The following is a 19,871-nucleotide window of genomic DNA, read 5'->3' on the forward strand; positions in this document are numbered from 1 at the left end:
TGGAAACACTTTCTTGCTCTATAAGTATTTAACTTAATAGTGTAAAGAAATGGAATACATACATGTAAATAATAGATAAATAGAATGGAGCATGTATAGAGAAAAAGGAGAGAAATGATGACGTGTCAAAAACAAGGGTTACAATTTAATAGTACTAGAAAGAGGAATAGCAGATGAAGATGAAGCATGCTTTCGGACCAATTATTTTAGCTTGCGTACTTTTTTTCAGTGTATTGCTTATTCCCTCTAAGAGTTTAGTATCACTAATAAGCGATAAAAAGGTAGAAGATGCAGCAACTTCCTTGCAAAAGAAAATTGCAAAGTGTTTTCTTACAGCAAAAAATGTTAGAGAATTCGCAGTATTTACCGATGTATGGTTCATCAGAATTTTTACGAATGGATGCATATCATCCGTCTAATTATTTTAAAGTAAATCCGGCAGGTTTTACTCCATTTTTAATAGGGACTGGTGGTACGCAAAGCTTGGCCCATATTTTAAATATGACGTCTACAATGGATGAATTAGAAGGTAAAAAGGTAGTCTTTGTTCTTTCACCACAATGGTTTACAAAAACCGGTGTATCACAAGGGGATTTTACAAATAATTTCTCCAAACAACAAGCCTATCACTTTATTTTTAATGACGAAATAAATCCTGAAATGAAGAAAAAAATCGCGAAGCGTTTATTAGATTACAAAGTTGTTCGTAAAGATGCGGTATTAAGTAGTTCTCTAGAAAGTATTGTATATAACGATACGAAACATAATATAAAAGCTGGACTAGCTAAACCGCTAGCATATATGTACCGGAATATTTTAGATCATCGAGATTTATTTAATTCTCTATTTAAGATCGAACCGATGAAAGAGAAAACAAATACGGGACTACGTTCAATTTCTTGGGAAGATGCACGTAAACAAGCGGAACAAGAAGGTAAGGCGGAATCCACAACAAATACATTCGGAATTGAAAATCCGTATTATTATAAACATAATTTAAAGAAAAAATTAAAAGGGTTAAAAAACTTTAGAGCAAATGAATCGTATGATGAATCACCAGAATATGATGACTTACAAATTGTTTTAGATCTTTTCAAAGAAAAAAATGTAAAACCACTCTTTATTTCTGTACCTGTAAACGGACCGTGGTATGATTACGCTGGTTTCCCAAAAGAACGCCGTGATGTGTATTATAGTAAGGTCCGCGATCAAGTCGAGAAAGCGGGATACCCAGTAGTCGATTTCTCTAGCCATGAATATGATAAGTATTTCTTAAAAGATACGATTCATTTGGGCTGGAAAGGCTGGATTTATTTCGATGAAGCAGTGCAGAAGTTTTACTCTGAGAAATAACAACTTAGAAACAGGAATGGCAATTAAGCCGTTCCTGTTTTTTAGTATAAAGGATTTTGGTGTGGGCAATTTGGAAAGGCGTGTATATCTTGAATTTGTCTAAAATCATAATGTTTCATTGCAAATTGAGCTTGATAAAGGTATTCATAAACAAATAATTGGTTATTTTGTACGCCGCATAAAACGCCGGATGTCCCTTGCCCATTAATGAGAGAAACACCAACAGGGCGTCCAATTAAGTAGGGTACTTTTTGCTGCCAGTGCATAGGGGAATCACTCCTTTTGAGTTACTATACGAATTATATGACTGAATTGTTGCTTATCCACGTAAATCTTAAACTGGAGGGGTTTTTATGTAATGTCTAGAAGTTATATATGAATCGATTATTAGTGTGAAAGAGGAATGAATTATGGAGAAAGAAAGTATTCTAGAAGAAAAGTTAAGACTAATAGAATGGTGCCAAACATTGAAGTGTGTAACTAATGATGTATGGTTTGAACCTTTTAGAAAAGGTTCATGGGGAATTGCGGATGTGATTTCACATTTTATCGTTTGGGATGAGTTTTTAATGAAATATAGAATTTTGTACTTTATAAGCTCGCAATATGTACCTGATGTTCCAACAGATGTGGAAGAAAAGAACAAGAGTGCAATGAGATATGCGAGGTCTGGTATTTCAAAAAAAGAATTAATAGATCAGTTTATATCCACCCGTAAACAATTAGTTGATCAAATTAATCAAATTCCTGCCCAGAATTTTAATGGTGACTACCAATTCGGCACAAAAAGAGTGAGATTAAACGATTATTTTTCATCACTCATTCAACATGATTTAAAACATAAAGAAGAAATTATACAATTCCTAAAACTTAGCGAAGCCAATAATAAAAACCGCTATAATTCTAAATGAATTTATAGCGGTTTGATTAAAAATTTAAGCTAGCTTTTTACGTTTCTTTGCCCATTTTTTTATTGCGAAATACAAAATAATAAGAACAACGCCGCCAATAGCGAAAGATTTCACATATGGTCCAGCAATTTCATTAATATTCTCCCAGTTTTCACCTAGTTTTTCACCTAGATAAATGAAAATGATAGACCAAGGGATTATCGCAAGTGCTGTTAATGTAGTGAAACGTGAAATTGGCATTTTAGTAATCCCAGCTGGAATTGAAATCGCATGACGAACGACAGGGATAAAACGTGCAGTGAAAATTACGCCAGTTCCGTATCGATTAAACCAATCTTCAGCAGCGTCAATTTGTTTTTTATGAATGAAAATATACTTTCCGTAACGTTCTAATACAGGGCGACCACCGTATCGTCCAATCCAATAAATAAAGACTTGGGCAATGACTCCACCAATGGTACCGAATATAACTGCGCCTACAAATGAGATACTTCCATTTGATACTAAGTATCCCGCATAGGCAAGGACAATTTCACTTGGGATAATCTCAATCATAAGTCCGAGCATTATGCCCCAATAACCTAATCCTTCAAAAAATGTTAATACTGAATGAATAAAACTACTTAACATTGTTGCACCTTCTAGTTCATAAGATTTTTCGAGTAAAAGCTCTTTTTATTTAATAACATAAAAAGTTCACTATATGCAAATTATACCTTATTTAATGAATGTATTGCCATTTTAATAGTTTTTATGTCTTGTATTAGTTTTCCTAGTTTTTATAGTAAACGATATAAATTGAGTTTTCATGAAGAGAGAATGAAAGGAGTATTAAAAATTTCTCATATTTAAAGAAAACGAAAGGGCTAGTAGACTGAAAATTTCGTATAATGATGTAAGTGTTGAATTTACAAAGGGGGAGGAGTTATGCGTTTTACAGATCCTATTTACGGACCAATTACTATTCACAATAGAGACATCATACGATTGATCGATACTAAAGCGTTTCGAAGATTGGCCTATATAAAACAGCAAGGGCATACATATTTTTTACATAAGAACGCAATACATACAAGGAAAGAACATTCGATAGGTGTATATGTACTGGTAAATAAAGTAATAGAACATCTTATAGAGATTGGTGATATTCATTTATCAAAATATGAACGGAAATTAGTCTCTACTGTAGCACTTCTACACGATATTGGACATGGTCCATATTCGCATTGTTTTCAGAAAATCTCAGGTGAGGATCATGGCGATTTGACCGTTCGAATTATTCAAGAGGATGATGAAATACGTGCGATTTTAAATAAGACTACTGGATTATTAGAAGATGTAACGAAAGGTTTAACAGAAGATGGAGTTTTTCCGATTATAGATGAGCTATTATTTAATTCACTAGGAATGGATCAATTAGATTTTTGGAATAGAGATTTATATTATTCATCGCTTGAGTTAGAAGGTATTGAGATTAAAGCACTAATCTCGACTATGCGTTTTATAGATGGAAAGCTTGTAATTGAAGAGAATGGTATACCTTATATTGAACAGTTGATTCAAATGAAAAAAGATCTTTATAATTATGGATTTGGTCATCCATTTGTAGTAGGTAAAGACTTATTATTGCAATTTATTTTCAAAAAGATAGAAGAGAAACACATTTCGTTCCATACTCCGGAGCTGCAAAATTTCTTTCGTAAAGCAAAGAGAATAGAAGTGAAGGACTTTCTTCCGTTGCAGGATGAAATAATTTCTAATGAAATAAAGTGCTTTGCAAAATCAAATCACGTAGAAATAGCATCGTTAATTCAGCTTTATTTTTCAACATCCAAAAGCTTACCATTTGAAAAAGGGCTTGAAGGTGATTTTAACGAGAAAAATAATAAATTAGCGATAATAACTGAGAAAGGGCTTACAGTTACATATGTAAGTGGTATTTATGTTTATAGGAATGGTCAGTTAGAAGATATTATGGAACGATCATCTTACATTCAAGACATAGTGAATTTACCGAAAAAAGAATATGCGTATTCAATTTGATTAGCCGAGTAATTCGAAAAGTGGATGGGGTGAAAATATGGATTGGCATGAACGTTTATTAGAAATGGATGATTTACCAATTATTTTAGAGTGGTATAATGACGAAGAATTACATAACATAGCGGACGTGAAACCATTCAAACGATATACAATAGAAGAACTTCGAAAGTATTGGACAGAAAAACTGTCTCGATCTTATGCAAGTTATCAAGTGATCGTAGTAGAGGATGAAGTAATAGGGAGAATTGGATTAAAAAAGAAGAGAAATGACGATATATATGTGATGGAGTACTCAATCTTGATTGGCGTCTCAAATTTATACTCAAAAGGGCTCGGAACAGAGATTACAAATTATTTTATCACTAAATCATTTTTAGACCCTGATATAAAAGCGGTTGTATTGCAAGTTAGGGAAGATAATAAGAGGGCAATGCGATGCTATGAGAAAGCTGGGTTCAAAAAAACTGAATCGTATGTAGAGAATCAGCTGAAAATGTATGAGATGCAAAGAGTTAAGGAGTGCAAAATAGTATAGAAATTAAAAAATAGGAGCACTTCTACTCCTATTTTTTACGGCTTCACATCTAAATTTTGTAAAAATAACGTTGCTGTCACATAACGTTTCGCTAACATTTGTACATATGCGGTATGTACAGATAGTGTAGCGATAATAATAGCGTTACGAATTGCTTCGCGTTGTTCGTTATTAATTTGATCGAACTTGCTTGCGATTTTATCAGCTTTTTCTTTTACAATGTTTTCAATTGTATGAATGGTATCTGTAGCATTTAGTTGTATGCAATTCCCTTGATTTAGTTCTTCAAATAATGAGGAATAAGCTACATATAAATGAACAGGGTTAATTAAATCATCACTTCGATCGGCCGGGTCATTTACGATGAGTCGTAATAGTTTACGAATAGATTCAAAATCAAGCGCTGTTTTTAAATCTTCAACAATAAATAATAAGGCTGCTTGTTCGATTGAGTATTTCTTCCCTTTTTGAGGGGAGCCAATCATTTCTTTTATATCTCGTTTCACCCAGTTTTGCATAGCAGTTACAGAGAAACTTGTGTTTTCAATCTGATTACCAAGCGCAACTATTTCATTTAAAGAAAAACCGACATCCGTATCATCGATTTTAATTAATTTTTCAAAAATAGGTGAAAGTGCGGTTGTAATAAAAGCTGTAACGCTTTGTCCGCTTTCAATATCTTTTTTATGTGACTTTGCCCAAGCTTCTTGTAAAATGCTAAGAGGCTTTTTCGTATTCCATCCTCTAAGTGATAGAAGGAGCGTTGCCATTTCGTTTCGTGTGAGATGAAATGTTTCCATCTTTTCACCTCCAAAATTATAAAAAGTTCTTATGAACTTATAATATGTTTTGTTTCATTTAAAGTCAATTCCGTTTTGCTTAATTTTCCTTTGTCATGAAATTGTCGTAAGTAAATAATACTTGCATATTTCGACAAAAGTTCATATAATAAGTTCATAAGAACCTTTAAAATGGTTTTAAAACAAATCTATCATTCTAAATTTACAAGAAAGGTAGATTTCACATATATCTATATAAAAGGAGAATGGATATAATATGTTGAAAAAACTTGTAGCAGTAATGACAGCATTCATGGTTATCTTTGGAGCTAGTAGCTTTATGTTCGTAAATCACGCGGAAGCGAAAAGTTACAAATCTGGTAAGAAATCATATACACCAAGTTCTGGTCAAAATTCAAAAGTTGATTTAAACAAAAAAGATTCTAATGTAAATTCACAAAAAACGACAACAGATTCAAAAACAAAAGCAACAAACACAGCACCAAAAAGTAATAAAGGAAGCTTTATGAAAGGCTTATTACTAGGTGGTCTTGGTGGTTTACTAATGGGTAGCTTATTTGCAAATATGGGAGCTCTTGGTTCTGTATTAGCGTTTATGGTAAATATGTTAGTAATGGCTGGTATCGTAATGTTAGCAGTTCGTGCATTTAAATACTTCAAAGATCAACGTAAGAAGAAGGCAGATGAAGTAGCATGGAAACAATAAAAATTTCTGAACAAGAGCTTATAAATGCACTTTGTGTATATATCGCTGAAAAAAAGACAAGTTGGTCCAGAAGAAGTTTCAGTTGAACTAATGTATGATGATGACTACGGTTTCTCTGCAGAAGTAGAGGTGAATGGTCGCCAGCAAATTTTAATTCAAGCAAACTTAATCGAAGCGCTACGCTTGTTGCTAGATAGAGAATACAATGTCAATTCATTTGCAGCAAGATTGCAACTTGAATTAGATGATGAAGAAGGCATTTACGCATTAGCGAAATTTAATAATAATGAACAATAAAACTGTTAGAGCTGTATGCTCTAACAGTTTTTTATTTGGATTAATATTGCTGGTATGTTTCTTCTTTTAGAATAAAATCCAGTATTTCATGTGCCTTCAATTTAGTATTTGCATCATTTTAACTATCTACACCAAAGTTGGCTATCCAAATAAATAATAATTTTGACATAAAACGACTTTTGTTTATTTATTCGACGAATTGCGACAAATGAATCGCAACTATATTTGATATGATAGTTCAGAAATCTTATATTTTATTATTCAAAGCGAGGTAGAAGAATGATGGTGTGAATTTAGCTGAATTTGCTCATAAGGCTTCTGGTAAAAAAGAAGTGTGTATATCGAGAAGGTTAGAAAAGTTCGAAAAAGGAGAACGGAACATGGAAACACAAACTTACAAGTATCCTAGACAAAAGATTAATGGGATTTGGCTAATAATTGCTGGAGCAGCAATGTTCTTACTTTTAATAAAACATAACGGATATCCAAATGTGTGGCCTTTTATTATTGTTTATATATCAGGAATGATATGGCAATTGAGCTCTAAAACTAGGAGGAGATTAGCGGTTGGTTCTGGAACACCGGAACAAAAAAAGTGGGCTGATTTTTCAATAATTATATTGGCTATTTTAGTTTTTCTCGCTTTTCATTTTGGTGGTGATGATTATAGAAGTTGTTGGTTACTAATTCTTTTAGCAGTAGGTATTCATTTTATACCGTTTATTCCAGTACATGGGAAGATGATGTGTTTGCTGTCCATTATTTTAATAATCAATGCATCCATAGGATTAATCATTACTAACGTAAATCTAGATGTCTTTTTTGTAGTGGATGGTTTAATAAAAATTTTATTTGGTGTAATTTTTATTAGGTTAAGTCCTATTGATTTTTAAAATATAGTTTATAAAAATTTTAGAAAAGAAGGCATAGTAATGCAATTTTTTATGTTAGTTATTAGTGTAGGATTAATATTTTTTGTTCATTACATAACGAAACAGGTGTTTAAGTATGAAGTAAATCATCTCATCAGTTCAAAAAAACGCTTTATAATAAATCTTTTGCAATTTGTTAGATTTGCACCATTAATTGTATTACTTGTAATATACATACTGGTTTTAACAACTTTGCATACGAAAACAGGTATTCGACTATCTCATGCATGGTATGCTGCGCAATTTTGGGCTTATTATACGTTTTTGTATTGTATTTATATAATAACTAGGAAAAAACTGCTTCTGTTTTCCATGGTTATAGCCTTAATAATGGCCATTTATTACACTCCGTTGTTCCACTTTGAAAACCAATTTATAGGATTGTATGTAATTGTTGCTGATGTTTGCGGAATTATAATGTTTATAAATTTATGGATGTCGATATCGAAAGTTTTAGTCGGAATGAAAAATAGGTAATTTTGGTTTCTGTAATTGACGTAACAGAAATACTAGATGTAGTACAAAAATTATAAAAAAGGCGGTGGAAATGAATCCACCGCTTTTTTATATGCTAATTTTTCACGCTTTCATTTGTTGATTTTCTTCAAATGATTGAAAATCACGCCAAATCTCATTCATCTTCCGTCTACCAACATCAACCATTGGATTAAACTGAATCGCAGCTTTCTGACGTACAGTGTGAACATTTTGAATTGCTTGTTGTAAATGTTTTTCAACCGAATTAGATGTTTTATTAGCTTGTTTTACGATTGAATAGCCAGCAACGGTTCCTTGCGCCATTGCGATTTTACCACTTTCAATTCCAGTAATATTGCCGGCTACAAATAAACCGGGAAGAGGGGTTTCCATTTCTTCTGAATGAAGTGGAACATGTCCGCCTAATTCCGGAATGTAATGGAATGGGCATCCCGCTACAGCGGCAAGCTCAGCAAGAGGATACAAACCTCCGGCAATACAAACGAAGTCAGCCTCATATATCTTTTCTGAGCCATTAATAACATTTCCGTTAGAATCAGTATTAGCTACTCGCACACCCTCAACTTGATCTGTACCGATAATTTCAAGTGCAGCTTTCCGGAGATGAAGTGGTGTCCCGTTTATTTTCATTCCGTTATTTGGATAGAAGGTTAATCCAGCTTTTCGAATCCAATCATATTTCATAAAACGACTACCTATACGCAGCAAAGCAGAAGGAGCGAGGTGAGCCGCATTTAAAAGAGAGTTCAAAACTTCTTCTGGTTCACCAGCCTTTTGGCTTAAATCACTTTTTTCGGGAAGTACAATATGATCCACATTAATTCCAGCTAACTGTAGTTCATTTAAAATAGCGAATGACAAAATGTTAGCGCCAATAATGATTCCTTTTTTTCCAACTTGCACGCGATGAACATTCGTCATAACTTGAGCTGCTCCAATTGACATAACCCCTGGAAGTGTCCAGCCAGGAAGGGGAATAGAATACTCAGCGGCACCAGTAGCAATGAGTACGAACGGTGCTTCTAATGTACCGATATTTGTATGTATGAGCCAAGAGTTCTCATCTTTATCTAAATTAAAGACAGAAACACCGCACCGAATATCGACTGAAAGTGATGTTGCTTCTTCGTGAAGGCGTTTGGATTCTTCTATGCCGTTCCACCATTCACCAGTAGGCTCTTGATGCAATTGTCCTAACAATCTCCCGCCAGGCTTCATAAATTCATCAATAACAAGTACGTTAAGTCCAAAATGGGCACAAGAGATAGACGCTGATAATCCTGCTGGTCCTGCGCCAATAATAATTACATCTATCATTGCTTTTTCACCATCTCTCTCACGATATTTGGATGCTGTTTTCCACTTTCAACAACCATATTGTCTTCTACAACAGTTAAGCACGCTCTTACGTTCGTTTGATTATTTACTGTCACGCGGCATTCTGAACAATGTCCGATATTACAATAAATACCTCTTGGTGTCCCGCTATCTTCATGGACCCTTAAAGTTCGTATTCCGTTTGCTAGCAGGGCAGCAGCTATAGTTTCGTGTTCATAAGCTTCGTATTGTTGACCGTTAAATTGAAAAGTGATGCGTTCACTATTATTTAAACTACCTAAAATAGGGTGATTTGTAATTCTACTCATTTACTTTCACCTACCGCTCCAAAAGTAACCGCACGTATTGGTGGTTGATATTTTAAAGGTATTTCATTAGGAGTTATGTCAGGGTTTGCATTTTCAATCATTCGATCTATCATCATTCTACATGTGCGGCCACCGCAAAATCCCATGCCAGCACGTGTTCTTAGTTTTAATTCTCTTGCCGAGCATTTATATTCAGCAATTGTCGATTGAAGTTGTCCGTATGTAACTTCTTCACAACGACAAACAATTAAGTTCTCTTTATTCGTCATATGTATTCCTCCTCTAGTTCGGTTTGCACAAATTATTATGCAAAAACTATGCCAATATAGAGGAGGAGAGGGGTTATCCCGCTATTTGCTGGGCAGTAAGACCCCACCTCAAAATTCAGTGAAAGCAAAGAGGTTAGGTGGGGGGCGGGCTGCCCGTAAAAGCCCGCTTGGTGAGGCTAATAATCAAGTGGGGATGAACAAAACCCCCACTGATTAAAGTTTCACTTTATTGTAACCCCAGTCTTTTTAAACGGTTATATAAAGTGGCCCTCGTTACGCCAAGTTGTTTCGCACATTCTAATTTATTACCATCTAAAATGCGTAAAGCTCGCTCAATGACCTTTTTCTCGTGCTCATCCATTTCTTCTTGTAAAGAAAGAATCGTATTATTGTTGCTAAGTAATAGGGATTGAGCTGCGTGATTGTCTAAAGTTTCATTTGTATGAAATGGTAAATATTCTTGTTTAATAATACCATCTGTCGCAAATACGACGAGTCTTTCAACTACGTTGCGGAGCTCGCGAATATTACCAGGCCAATTGTAATGAAGTAGTTCATGCATAATATTTGAAGGTAAGTCTCGAATTGGTCTGTTATAGTTTATTGAAAAATCGTTTAAGAATGAGTATGTTAATTCGATAATATCCTCTCGTCTTTCGCGTAGTGGCGGAATATGCAAGCTAACTACATTTAAGCGATAGTATAAATCTTCTCGGAAAGTTCCTTTTCTCATTTCTTCTTGTAAATCACGATTTGTAGCAGCGATAATACGGAAATCAATATTTATTTCTTTTTCTCCACCAACTCGGTAATACTTTCGTTCTTGCAGTACACGCAAAAGTTTCACTTGCATATCGAGAGGCATTTCGCCTATTTCATCAAGGAATAAAGTACCACCTTGCGCGAGCTCAATTTTCCCTTTCTTACCTTTACTATTTGCACCAGAAAACGCCCCGCGCTCGTAACCGAATAATTCACTTTCAAATAACGCTTCTGGGATTGCACCGCAGTTGATCGAAATGAAAGGGGCATTTGCTGTCTCACTTGCTTCATGAATTGCTTTCGCAAATACTTCTTTTCCAACACCGCTTTCGCCAAGTATTAAAACCGTTGATTTTACCGAACAAACCTTTCTAGCTAATTGAATGGTTCTTTGTATAACAGGGCTTTTTCCATTCATCGCAAGGAAAGGATCGGATGTATCTTTATATTTTGCTACTTCTTGTTCCAATCGGTGCATTTCATGCGACATATTAAATAGTTTTTCATTCAAAGCGACTTGATTTGTAACATCAGTTTCGGAAACGACTGCTCCTATAATTTCCTCGTTGCAATAAACTGGATTTGAGTTAATTAATACGAACAAATCTGGTCGAGGTTGATGGAACTGAGCGATTATACTTTTTCCGTCATGTAATGATTGTAAAATTTCTAAATCTTTATAATCAAAAAAACGAGTGATTGGTTGTCCGATAATTTCATTATGGTTGACTGAAAAAATCTTTTCGGCGCCATCCGTCCAAGTACGGACGCATTCTTTATCATCGATGACTGTAACAGAAGAATCAGTTGTTTGAATAACAGTATTATAAAAAGCTTGTAGTTCATTGTAATACTTATAAAGAAAAGGAATCGTTTGCTGAGCAGTTATACAGCATATAGGTTCTTGAGTTTCGTTTATAATAACGACCGCTGAATAGCTAGAAAAGGCTTCGATTAAAGCATTGAAAGAGTCATTTTCATATATAACTGCACAACTCCATTTTTCAGTAGATGAATGGATGTAATAAAATTTGTCACCTACTTGTTTCATGTACTTAAACATACTTGTACGATCGATTGATAAAATTTTTATAAACTCTTTTATTGTTGGAAATGAAAATGTCATAATGTCCTCCTGTTATGTATAAAAATTTAGACAGTGATAAAAAAATAATACACCTATTTACGATAAATTTAAAATATTTTTACAAATAAAAATTATTTCATATAAATAGTTCTGCATGTAGAGTTGGCACACCAATTGCATAAATAGAAAGTGAGAGATTTAGGAGAAAGGGGGGTGCTATGTGAGACACTGTGACGTTTTAATAATAGGCGGTGGTATTATAGGTTGCTCTATCGCGTATTACACATCAAAATACGGAAGAGACGTAACAATCATTGAAAAAGGAGAATTTGTCAGTGGGACGTCTTCACGGTGTGATGGGAACATTTTGGCTATTGATAAAGACCCAGGTTTTGATAGTCAAATGTCGTTAGTAAGTCAAAATTTAGTAACTGAATTAAGTGTAGAGTTGGAGCACTCATTTGAATATAGGGCGCCAGGAAGTATTCTCGTTTGTGAATCAGACGAAGAGATGGAGGCAGCACAGCAATGGGTGAATCGTCAAAAAGAAGCTGGTTTACCGTTTCGAATGCTTGATCGGCAAGATATAAGAGAAGAATCGCCATTTTTTGCGGATGATTTATTAGGTGGTTTAGAATGCGCAACGGATTCGACTGTAAATCCATATCTTCTTGCTTTTTCACTTCTTGCAGAATCGAAGAAATTTGGTACGAAAGCTTTTAATCATACAGAAGTAAAAGAAATGAAAAGAGATATAGACGGTTCCTTTATTGTAGAAACGACAAATGGGACGTTTACTGCGAAGCAAGTGGTGAACGCAGCCGGTGTGTGGGCTCCTAAAATTGGACAGATGTTAGATGTGAATATCCCAATTGAACCGAGAAAGGGGCATATTATTGTAGCTTCCAGGCAACAACACGTTGGCTGCCGTAAAGTAATGGAATTTGGTTATTTAATTTCTAAATTTGGTGGAAAACGAAAAGTGGATGCTTTAACTGAGAAATACGGGGTAGCTCTTGTATTTGAACCGACAGAAAGCCAAAATTTTTTAATTGGTAGTAGTCGAGAGTTTGTAGGGTTTCATACGAGGATAAATAGCGAGGTTATTAAATGTATTGCAAATAGAGCAATTCGTTTTTATCCGAAAATGGCAGATATGATGGTGATTCGTTCATATGCTGGATTACGCCCGTGGACAGAAGATCATTTGCCAATCATTTCAGGAGTGGAACATATTCCGAACTACTTTATAGCAGCAGGACATGAAGGCGATGGAATTAGTCTTGCGGCAGTTACTGGGAAAGTGATTGAGGAGTTATTAAATGAAAAAGAAACAATCATTCCTATTGAACCACTTCGTTTGAGTCGTTTTACAGAAAGGGTGTTAAACGGATGAGGTCACAGAAAGTCTTTACGACGATTGATACACATACGGGCGGGAATCCAACGAGGACATTAATTAGCGGACTTCCTAAGTTAATTGGAGAGACGATGGCAGAGAAGATGTTACATATGAAAAAGGAGTATGACTGGATTCGCAAATTGTTAATGAATGAGCCACGTGGTCATGATGTAATGTCAGGAGCACTATTAACAGATCCGTGTCATCCTGAAGCTGATATAGGTGTTATATACATAGAGACAGGTGGATATTTACCGATGTGTGGCCACGATACAATCGGTGTATGTACAGCTTTAGTTGAATCAGGTTTAATTCCAGTAATTGAACCGGTTACTTCTTTAAAGCTAGATACACCAGCTGGCTTAGTTGAAGTAGATATTTCTGTTCAAGATGGAAAAGCGAAAGAAGTCTCCTTCTGTAACATACCAGCTTTTTTACTGAAAAATATTTCTGTACACGTCGAAGAAATTGGAACTGTAGAGGCGGATATTGCGTATGGAGGGAATTTTTATGCCATTATCGATGCGAAGTCAGTAGGTTTAGAGTTAATACCAGAAAACGCATCTACAATCATCGATAAGGCGATTCATATTAGAAATACAATTAATGAGAAGTTTGAAATCATTCATCCAGAGTATTCGTTTATAAGAGGATTAACACATGTTGAATTTTATACAGATCCTACTCATGAAAGTGCGCATGTGAAAAATACAGTTGTTGTTCCGCCAGGAGGAATTGATCGATCTCCATGTGGCACAGGAACATCAGCGAAGTTAGCTGTATTATACGCTCATAAAAAAATTGATATCGATGAAGAATTTGTTCATGAGAGTATTGTAGGTTCTTTATTTAAAGGGTGTGTTATGAATACAACATATGTAGAAAATATTGAAGCTGTAGTAACGAAAATTATGGGATCAGCTTGGCTTATGGGTATGCATAGATTTTTTTACAATGAAAAGGATCCACTTAAAGAAGGCTTCTTGCTAATTCCGCCGATGGAACATGAAACGGAGGATGTAAAATGAACATTCAAAAAATGTATACAGCAGTAGATGTGCACGTAGCTGGCGAAGCATTTCGTGTAATAAAGGACGTACCATGCAAATACTACTACAGTTTAGAACATTTAAATGAACAATTTTCAGGCGAATTAGCAGAAGAAATGCAGCTTTTATTAAATGAACCACGTGGTTTTATTGGGTTAAATGGATGTACTGTCGTTCCTTCTATTCATAAGGAAGTTGATGCAGCTGTATTATTTTTTAATCATGAAGGATCTATTCCTCTTCATTATGGAGGTATTGTTGCGGTAATAACAATGTTACTAGAAAGTGGATATTTAAAAAAGAGAGAGTCTAATCAATACAAAATTGAAACACTATCTGGAATATTTTCAGTCCATGCCTATGTAGAGAATGATGAAGTTATTTCGGTGTCGTTTGAAAGTAAACTATGTTATATGATTGAGAAAAATTTAAAGGTTGGTAATATAAGTTACTCTCTCATACAGGCAGATAAAGTATATGCAGTTGTAGAAAAGGATACGTATTCGCCAGAAATCAGTATTGAAAACATCTCTAAATTAAAAAAATGGGGTGAAGCTACACTTCAAGCTATACAAAAACAGTCATTAATAAAAAGACTTATTTTAGTAGATTCTATGCAAAAAGAAAAGAACCATATAAAGTCGATTACATTTCATGAAGATAACTTTATAGTGCGTTCACCAGGTTTTGTTTCTACTATTGTGTCTTATGTTCATGCTTTATTTAAAAATGAATATATAGCGGATAAAGCTTTTAAAAATGAAAGTATTTTTAATAGCTTTATAACAGTGGAACAAGTGAAGAAAGAAGAGCTAGGATACATTTTCCGTTTTAAAAGTAGAGGGTTTATTACAGGCATGCAGACGTTTCTATTAGACCCTACAGATCCGTTTCCAACAGGATTTCTATTAAAATAAAATGTTAAAGGGAGAGATAAAGATGCAAAATATTAAAGGGGCATTTCCAGTATTAATAACACCAATGGATGAGTTTCAAGAGATTGATTGGAAAGGTGTAAAGCAAAACGTAAACTACTTTATTGAGAAAAAAGTAGCTGGAATTATTATTAATGGAAGTACGGGAGAATTTGTTAGTTTATCAAAAGAAGAACGATTTAACATGGTAGAAACAGTATTAAAAGAAGTTGATGGCCGTATTCCAGTCATTGTTGGAACTGCTGCGGAGACGACGAAAGAAACGATTGAATATACGAAACATGCAGAAGCGCACGGAGCGGATTGTGCATTAATTATAAACTCTTACTATTGTAAACCGAAGGAAGAGGAAATCTATTTTCATTTTAAAGAAATCTCAAACGCTGTAAATATACCAATAATGTTATACAATAACCCATTTACTTCTGGTGTTGATATGAGTACAGAGCTAATGCTCCGTATTGGAAAAGAGTGTGAAAATGTTACACATATTAAAGAATCTAGCGGAGATATTCGAAAAGCGAGAGATTTAGTAAGACAAGGCGAAGGTGCTTTTCAAGTTTTCTGTGGGTCTGAAGATTTAGTTATGGAATCTTATTTAGTTGGTGCAACGGGATGGGTTTCAGTGGCTGGAAATATCGTTCCAGGTCTCGTTACGAAAATGTATGAGCATTTTCAAAATGGTGAATTAGAAAAAGCATGGGAAATAAACGATGCTATTTTACCTCTTTGTGAGTTTCTTGAAGGGTCTGGGAAATATGTACAAATCGTTAAACGTTCAATGGAATTACACGGGCAAGTCGGAGGGCCTTCACGTTATCCGAGATTAGGATTAACTGAAGGAGAAGATCAAAAGCTTCAAACGATTTTATCAGAAATTGCAGCTCATGCAGCTGTTTAAAAAAGGAGGAGAGCATATATGTTAACGACAAACATTGAGCTGAAACCAAAAGTGAAAGCGTTTTTAAATGAAGAAATTAAAATGTTCATTAATGGCGAATTTGTCCCTTCTATTAGTGGGAAGACATTTGAAACATACAATCCAGCGACAGAAGACGTTCTAGCGGTCGTATGTGAAGCACAAGAAGAAGATGTTGATATCGCAGTAAAAGCGGCAAGATTTGCTTTTGAATCAGGCCCGTGGGCAGAGATGACTACTGCTGAAAGAGCACATCTTATTTATAAATTAGCAGATTTAATTGAAGAACATAGAGAAGAATTAGCACAGCTTGAGGCTTTAGATAATGGGAAGCCATATCAAGTAGCACTTGATGATGATATTTCAGCGACTGTAGAAAATTATCGTTATTACGCGGGATGGGCTACAAAAATTATCGGGCAAACCATTCCAATTTCAAAAGATTATTTAAATTACACACGCCATGAACCAGTTGGTGTTGTTGGTCAAATTATTCCGTGGAATTTTCCGCTCGTTATGTCTTCTTGGAAAATGGGTGCCGCTCTTGCGACAGGTTGTACCATTGTACTAAAACCTGCAGAGCAAACGCCTTTATCTTTATTATATACAGCGAAGCTATTTAAAGAAGCTGGTTTTCCAAGTGGTGTCGTAAACTTTGTACCAGGTTTCGGCCAAGAAGCAGGAGCTGCAATTGTAAACCATCATGATATTGATAAAGTAGCTTTCACAGGTTCCACAGTTACAGGGAAATATATTATGCGTCAATCTGCAGAGACAATTAAACATGTAACTTTAGAACTTGGTGGTAAGTCACCAAATATCATTTTAGAAGATGCTGATTTAGAAGAAGCGATTAACGGTGCATTCCAAGGCATTATGTATAATCATGGTCAAAATTGTAGTGCAGGATCCCGTGTATTTGTTCATCGGAAGCATTATGAAACTGTAGTAGAAGAGCTTGTAAAAAGGGCAAATAATATTAAACTTGGAGCCGGGATGGAAACAGATACAGAAATGGGTCCACTCGTATCTAAAAAACAACAAGAGCGTGTGCTAAATTACATTGCACAAGGAAGAGCTGAAGGTGCTACTGTTGCAGCTGGTGGTGAGCGTGCATTTGAAAAAGGTTATTTTGTTCAGCCGACAGTATTCACAAATGTTACTGATGATATGACAATTGTTAAGGAAGAAATCTTTGGACCAGTTGTCGTTGTACTTCCATTTGATTCGACAGAAGAAGTAATTGAAAGAGCAAATTGCTCTTCATATGGGCTTGCTGCTGGGGTATGGACACAAAATATTAAAACTGGACATCAAGTTGCTAATAGATTAAAGGCAGGAACAGTGTGGATTAATGATTATAACTTAGAAAATGCAGCTGCACCATTTGGTGGATATAAACAATCAGGTATTGGACGTGAGTTAGGTTCATATGCACTTGATAATTATACAGAAGTGAAAAGTGTTTGGGTAAATATAAAGTGAAACGCTATTCAGTGAGGAGTTTTACTGCCTGCAAATAGTGGGATAATATAATATAGTAAGAGATGCGGACAACTGGAAGGTATGAAAAAGGTTGTCCGTTTTCTTATATATAAAATTGCTTTTTCAAAAGAATTATAAGGGGGATTTGGATGGAGCAGTTAGTAGAATGGTTAGTAGGGCAAGTATGGAGTATTGGTTTAGTTGTTTTCGCATTAGGAGCAGGAGTGTATTTTACAATTGCCACTCGGTTTTTACAAATTCGTTATTTTAAAGAGATGATTAAACTATTATTTGAAGGGAAGAGCTCGGAGACGGGAATATCATCCTTTCAAGCGTTTTGTTTAGCCTTATCAGGTAGGGTTGGAATAGGTAATATCGCAGGGGTAGCGACAGCTATCGCTTTTGGCGGGCCTGGAGCTGTATTTTGGATGTGGGGCCGCTAGTGCGTTCGTTGAATCAACATTATCTCAAGTGTATAAGAGTAAAGTAGGGAATGAATATCGCGGCGGTACACCATATTTTATTGAAAAAGGTTTAAAAATGAAATGGTTTGCAGTCATTGTAGCGGTCGTTGTAACACTTTCATATGGCGTTTTATTACCAGGTATTCAATCTAGTAGTATCGCAGTTGGATTTGAAAATTCTAATGGTATTAGCAAATATATAACTGGTATATTATTAGTTATATTATTAGCAGTGATCATTTTTGGTGGCGTAAAGAGAATTGCCGGCGTTTCGCAAATGCTTGTTCCATTTATGGCAATTGGTTATGTAATTGTTACATGTATCGTATTAATTGCGAATGTAACGGAAATTCCAAGTATGTTTGCATTAATTTTCTCTAGTGCTTTTGGTGTAAATGAAATGTTTGGCGGAATCGTCGGTGCAGCAATTGCATGGGGGGTAAAACGTGCTGTATTTTCAAATGTTGCTGGTGTTGGAGAAGCGACGTATAGCTCCGCTGCTGCTGAAGTATCGCATCCTGCAAAACAAGGGTTAGTTCAAGCGTTTTCTGTATATATCGATACAATTGTTGTATGTACAGCGACAGCGCTTATGATTTTAATAACAGGTATGTATAATGTAATACCTGAAGGGAAAAGCGCTATTGTAAAGAATATAGGAAATGTAGATGCAGGTCCAATTTATACACAACAAGCAGTTGAAACTGTTATGACAGGATTTGGTCCAATATTTATTTCAATCGCAATCTTCTTCTTCGCATTTACAACTTTACTCGCGTACTACTATATCGCGGAAACGACGCTTACTTATTTAGATCGTGACCTCAAATATAGCTGGTTAAAACCAGTATTGAAAATTGGGTTTTTAATCATGGTTTATATCGGTAGCGTAGAATCAGCGTCGCTATTATGGAACCTTGGAGATTTAGGAATCGGTAGTATGGCATGGTTAAACTTAATCGCGATTCTACTATTAAGTAAAATCGCATTAAAAGTGTTAAAAGATTATGAAGCACAGAAAAAAGAAGGGAAAGATCCAGTGTTTGATCCTAAAAATGTGGGAATTGAAGGTTTAACATTTTGGGAAGAAAAAAGTAAAGAAGTTGAAAGAAAAAACTCTACTGAAAAAGTAACAGTGGATGATAGTGTGAAATTTTAGGGTTTAAAAACTGAAAATTCAATCTTTTTAAGCGGGTAAATTCTATTTAACTGTAAAGAAACGACTTTAATGTAAGAGTGTGCAGCAAAATTAAAATCTTTAAATATAAAAAGTCTCTCCTTAAAATTAAATGAAAAGGGGAGACTTTTTATCCCGCATTAACGGGCAGCAAGCCCCCGCTTTAAAATTCAGCGAAAGCAAAGAAGTTAGATGGGGATCAACTGCCTGTAAAAGCCCGATTGGTTCAACTAGTAATCAGTGGGGGATGAACAAAACACCCACTGATTAAAGTTTCACTTTATTGTATTCTAATCTTTTCGAAATAGTTTTAACTGTTTCATATAGTCAATGGCCTTTGTTTTGTTTTTTGTTTAGATACATATTCGAATTCATTCTTATCTCTATAATAACTATTTATTATGTCTTCTGTAAGAACTCCGTTGGAAATAGCTTTTATAATTGCGCAGTGTGGTTCATTTGTATGAGTGCAGTTAGAAAATTTACATCTCTTAGATATCTCCTCGATATCTGCATAGCCAAGATCAAAGTTATCCTCATGATTTATTAAGTCAAATCCTATTTTACTAATAATTAACCCCTCCACTTTTCAATGAGTTCT

General features: G+C 35.0%; 19 protein-coding genes and 3 pseudogenes. 14 read left to right on the forward strand and 8 right to left on the reverse strand.

The genetic code is table 11. The annotated features are described in order from the left end of the window. Positions 1-173: 173 nt before the first annotated feature. Positions 174-1,353 (forward strand): annotated as a pseudogene (gene dltD, locus CDB3_RS10220) (D-alanyl-lipoteichoic acid biosynthesis protein DltD). Positions 1,354-1,394: 41 nt separating this feature from the next. On the opposite strand, the gene CDB3_RS10225 reads toward dltD, so the two are convergent. Beyond that, positions 1,395-1,619 (reverse strand): hypothetical protein, encoded by a 225-nt coding sequence (locus tag CDB3_RS10225; protein ID WP_002032598.1) that lies wholly within the window; start codon positions 1,617-1,619, stop codon positions 1,395-1,397. A gap of 144 nt (positions 1,620-1,763) precedes the next feature. Between CDB3_RS10225 and CDB3_RS10230 the strand changes: the two genes are divergently transcribed. Then, positions 1,764-2,264 (forward strand): DinB family protein, encoded by a 501-nt coding sequence (locus tag CDB3_RS10230; protein ID WP_128854387.1) that lies wholly within the window; start codon positions 1,764-1,766, stop codon positions 2,262-2,264. 24 nt (positions 2,265-2,288) lie between these two features. Here the strand turns inward: CDB3_RS10230 and uptA are convergent, their stop codons facing one another. After that, the gene (uptA, locus tag CDB3_RS10235; RefSeq protein WP_128854388.1) at positions 2,289-2,894 is read right to left on the reverse strand and encodes an undecaprenyl phosphate transporter UptA; all 606 of its coding nucleotides are present in this window, start codon (positions 2,892-2,894) and stop codon (positions 2,289-2,291) included. Between the two features lie 297 nt (positions 2,895-3,191). On the opposite strand from uptA, the gene CDB3_RS10240 reads away from it, so the two are divergent. Both CDB3_RS10240 and CDB3_RS10245 read left to right on the forward strand, forming a co-directional pair. Continuing rightward, the gene (locus CDB3_RS10240; protein ID WP_128854389.1) at positions 3,192-4,307 is read left to right on the forward strand and encodes an HD domain-containing protein; all 1,116 of its coding nucleotides are present in this window, start codon (positions 3,192-3,194) and stop codon (positions 4,305-4,307) included. Positions 4,308-4,344: 37 nt separating this feature from the next. Beyond that, the gene (locus CDB3_RS10245) at positions 4,345-4,842 is read left to right on the forward strand and encodes a GNAT family N-acetyltransferase (RefSeq protein ID WP_128854390.1); all 498 of its coding nucleotides are present in this window, start codon (positions 4,345-4,347) and stop codon (positions 4,840-4,842) included. A gap of 35 nt (positions 4,843-4,877) precedes the next feature. Here CDB3_RS10245 and CDB3_RS10250 read toward each other — a convergent pair whose 3' ends face one another. Further along, positions 4,878-5,642 (reverse strand): DUF1836 domain-containing protein, encoded by a 765-nt coding sequence (locus CDB3_RS10250; RefSeq protein ID WP_071772772.1) that lies wholly within the window; start codon positions 5,640-5,642, stop codon positions 4,878-4,880. 256 nt (positions 5,643-5,898) lie between these two features. Here CDB3_RS10250 and CDB3_RS10255 point away from each other — a divergent pair, with 256 nt between their 5' ends. The 4 genes from CDB3_RS10255 to CDB3_RS32275 all read left to right on the forward strand — a co-directional run bounded on the left by CDB3_RS10255 (position 5,899) and on the right by CDB3_RS32275 (position 8,054). Then, on the forward strand, positions 5,899-6,348 hold the full coding sequence (locus CDB3_RS10255; protein WP_128854391.1) for a hypothetical protein: 450 nt from the start codon (positions 5,899-5,901) through the stop codon (positions 6,346-6,348). Positions 6,349-6,372: 24 nt separating this feature from the next. Beyond that, on the forward strand, positions 6,373-6,645 hold the full coding sequence (locus tag CDB3_RS10260) for a DUF2653 family protein (protein WP_256869737.1): 273 nt from the start codon (positions 6,373-6,375) through the stop codon (positions 6,643-6,645). 380 nt (positions 6,646-7,025) lie between these two features. Then, entirely contained in the window at positions 7,026-7,538 is a 513-nt protein-coding gene (locus tag CDB3_RS10265) for a DUF6609 family protein (protein ID WP_128854438.1), read from the forward strand. 39 nt (positions 7,539-7,577) lie between these two features. After that, entirely contained in the window at positions 7,578-8,054 is a 477-nt protein-coding gene (locus CDB3_RS32275) for a hypothetical protein (RefSeq protein WP_128854392.1), read from the forward strand. Positions 8,055-8,156: 102 nt separating this feature from the next. Here the strand turns inward: CDB3_RS32275 and CDB3_RS10275 are convergent, their stop codons facing one another. The 4 genes from CDB3_RS10275 to CDB3_RS10295 form a co-directional block, all read right to left on the reverse strand. Next, entirely contained in the window at positions 8,157-9,392 is a 1,236-nt protein-coding gene (locus tag CDB3_RS10275) for an NAD(P)/FAD-dependent oxidoreductase (protein ID WP_128854393.1), read from the reverse strand. After that, positions 9,389-9,721, reverse strand: a complete 333-nt coding sequence (locus tag CDB3_RS10280) for a (2Fe-2S)-binding protein (RefSeq protein WP_097829420.1) — start codon at positions 9,719-9,721, stop codon at positions 9,389-9,391. The genes CDB3_RS10275 and CDB3_RS10280 overlap by 4 nt, the downstream gene beginning before the upstream one ends. Continuing rightward, a complete protein-coding gene (locus tag CDB3_RS10285; RefSeq protein ID WP_000182284.1) occupies positions 9,718-9,990 on the reverse strand; it encodes a (2Fe-2S)-binding protein in 273 nt (90 codons plus the stop codon). Before CDB3_RS10285 ends, CDB3_RS10280 begins: the two co-directional genes overlap by 4 nt. A gap of 226 nt (positions 9,991-10,216) precedes the next feature. Continuing rightward, a complete protein-coding gene (locus CDB3_RS10295) occupies positions 10,217-11,878 on the reverse strand; it encodes a sigma-54 interaction domain-containing protein (protein ID WP_128854395.1) in 1,662 nt (553 codons plus the stop codon). A gap of 181 nt (positions 11,879-12,059) precedes the next feature. Between CDB3_RS10295 and CDB3_RS10300 the strand changes: the two genes are divergently transcribed. The 6 genes and pseudogenes from CDB3_RS10300 (at position 12,060) to CDB3_RS10325 (ending at position 19,252) form a co-directional block, all read left to right on the forward strand. Beyond that, positions 12,060-13,235, forward strand: a complete 1,176-nt coding sequence (locus CDB3_RS10300; RefSeq protein WP_128854396.1) for an NAD(P)/FAD-dependent oxidoreductase — start codon at positions 12,060-12,062, stop codon at positions 13,233-13,235. Next, on the forward strand, positions 13,232-14,269 hold the full coding sequence (locus CDB3_RS10305) for a proline racemase family protein (RefSeq protein ID WP_128854397.1): 1,038 nt from the start codon (positions 13,232-13,234) through the stop codon (positions 14,267-14,269). The genes CDB3_RS10300 and CDB3_RS10305 overlap by 4 nt, the downstream gene beginning before the upstream one ends. Continuing rightward, positions 14,266-15,207, forward strand: coding sequence for a proline racemase family protein (locus tag CDB3_RS10310; RefSeq protein ID WP_128854398.1), 942 nt, complete (start codon positions 14,266-14,268; stop codon positions 15,205-15,207). Before CDB3_RS10305 ends, CDB3_RS10310 begins: the two co-directional genes overlap by 4 nt. 22 nt (positions 15,208-15,229) lie before the next feature. After that, on the forward strand, positions 15,230-16,126 hold the full coding sequence (dapA, locus tag CDB3_RS10315; RefSeq protein ID WP_128854399.1) for a 4-hydroxy-tetrahydrodipicolinate synthase: 897 nt from the start codon (positions 15,230-15,232) through the stop codon (positions 16,124-16,126). An 18-nt stretch (positions 16,127-16,144) separates the two neighbouring features. Next, the gene (locus CDB3_RS10320; protein WP_128854400.1) at positions 16,145-17,629 is read left to right on the forward strand and encodes an aldehyde dehydrogenase family protein; all 1,485 of its coding nucleotides are present in this window, start codon (positions 16,145-16,147) and stop codon (positions 17,627-17,629) included. A gap of 149 nt (positions 17,630-17,778) precedes the next feature. Next, positions 17,779-19,252, forward strand: a pseudogene (locus tag CDB3_RS10325) (alanine/glycine:cation symporter family protein). Positions 19,253-19,560: 308 nt separating this feature from the next. On the opposite strand, the pseudogene CDB3_RS32280 reads toward CDB3_RS10325, so the two are convergent. Next, positions 19,561-19,856, reverse strand: a pseudogene (locus tag CDB3_RS32280) (hypothetical protein). Positions 19,857-19,871 lie beyond the last annotated feature (15 nt).

The sequence above is a fragment of the Bacillus sp. CDB3 genome (assembly GCF_002081505.1).
GTDB lineage: Bacteria > Bacillota > Bacilli > Bacillales > Bacillaceae_G > Bacillus_A > Bacillus_A cereus_AT.

Bases quoted from the DNA above. Each gene is read 5' to 3' on its own strand.
- uptA (WP_128854388.1), bottom strand. From the start codon at position 2,894: ATGTTAAGTAGTTTTATTCATTCAGTATTAACATTTTTTGAAGGATTA.
- CDB3_RS10225 (WP_002032598.1), bottom strand. From the start codon at position 1,619: ATGCACTGGCAGCAAAAAGTACCCTACTTAATTGGACGCCCTGTTGGT.
- CDB3_RS10280 (WP_097829420.1), bottom strand. From the start codon at position 9,721: ATGAGTAGAATTACAAATCACCCTATTTTAGGTAGTTTAAATAATAGT.
- CDB3_RS10295 (WP_128854395.1), bottom strand. From the start codon at position 11,878: ATGACATTTTCATTTCCAACAATAAAAGAGTTTATAAAAATTTTATCA.
- CDB3_RS10305 (WP_128854397.1), top strand. From the start codon at position 13,232: ATGAGGTCACAGAAAGTCTTTACGACGATTGATACACATACGGGCGGG.
- CDB3_RS10240 (WP_128854389.1), top strand. From the start codon at position 3,192: ATGCGTTTTACAGATCCTATTTACGGACCAATTACTATTCACAATAGA.
- CDB3_RS10255 (WP_128854391.1), top strand. From the start codon at position 5,899: ATGTTGAAAAAACTTGTAGCAGTAATGACAGCATTCATGGTTATCTTT.
- CDB3_RS10320 (WP_128854400.1), top strand. From the start codon at position 16,145: ATGTTAACGACAAACATTGAGCTGAAACCAAAAGTGAAAGCGTTTTTA.
- CDB3_RS10275 (WP_128854393.1), bottom strand. From the start codon at position 9,392: ATGATAGATGTAATTATTATTGGCGCAGGACCAGCAGGATTATCAGCG.
- CDB3_RS10285 (WP_000182284.1), bottom strand. From the start codon at position 9,990: ATGACGAATAAAGAGAACTTAATTGTTTGTCGTTGTGAAGAAGTTACA.
- CDB3_RS10265 (WP_128854438.1), top strand. From the start codon at position 7,026: ATGGAAACACAAACTTACAAGTATCCTAGACAAAAGATTAATGGGATT.
- CDB3_RS10260 (WP_256869737.1), top strand. From the start codon at position 6,373: ATGCACTTTGTGTATATATCGCTGAAAAAAAGACAAGTTGGTCCAGAA.
- CDB3_RS10310 (WP_128854398.1), top strand. From the start codon at position 14,266: ATGAACATTCAAAAAATGTATACAGCAGTAGATGTGCACGTAGCTGGC.
- dapA (WP_128854399.1), top strand. From the start codon at position 15,230: ATGCAAAATATTAAAGGGGCATTTCCAGTATTAATAACACCAATGGAT.
- CDB3_RS10250 (WP_071772772.1), bottom strand. From the start codon at position 5,642: ATGGAAACATTTCATCTCACACGAAACGAAATGGCAACGCTCCTTCTA.
- CDB3_RS10245 (WP_128854390.1), top strand. From the start codon at position 4,345: ATGGATTGGCATGAACGTTTATTAGAAATGGATGATTTACCAATTATT.
- CDB3_RS32275 (WP_128854392.1), top strand. From the start codon at position 7,578: ATGCAATTTTTTATGTTAGTTATTAGTGTAGGATTAATATTTTTTGTT.
- CDB3_RS10230 (WP_128854387.1), top strand. From the start codon at position 1,764: ATGGAGAAAGAAAGTATTCTAGAAGAAAAGTTAAGACTAATAGAATGG.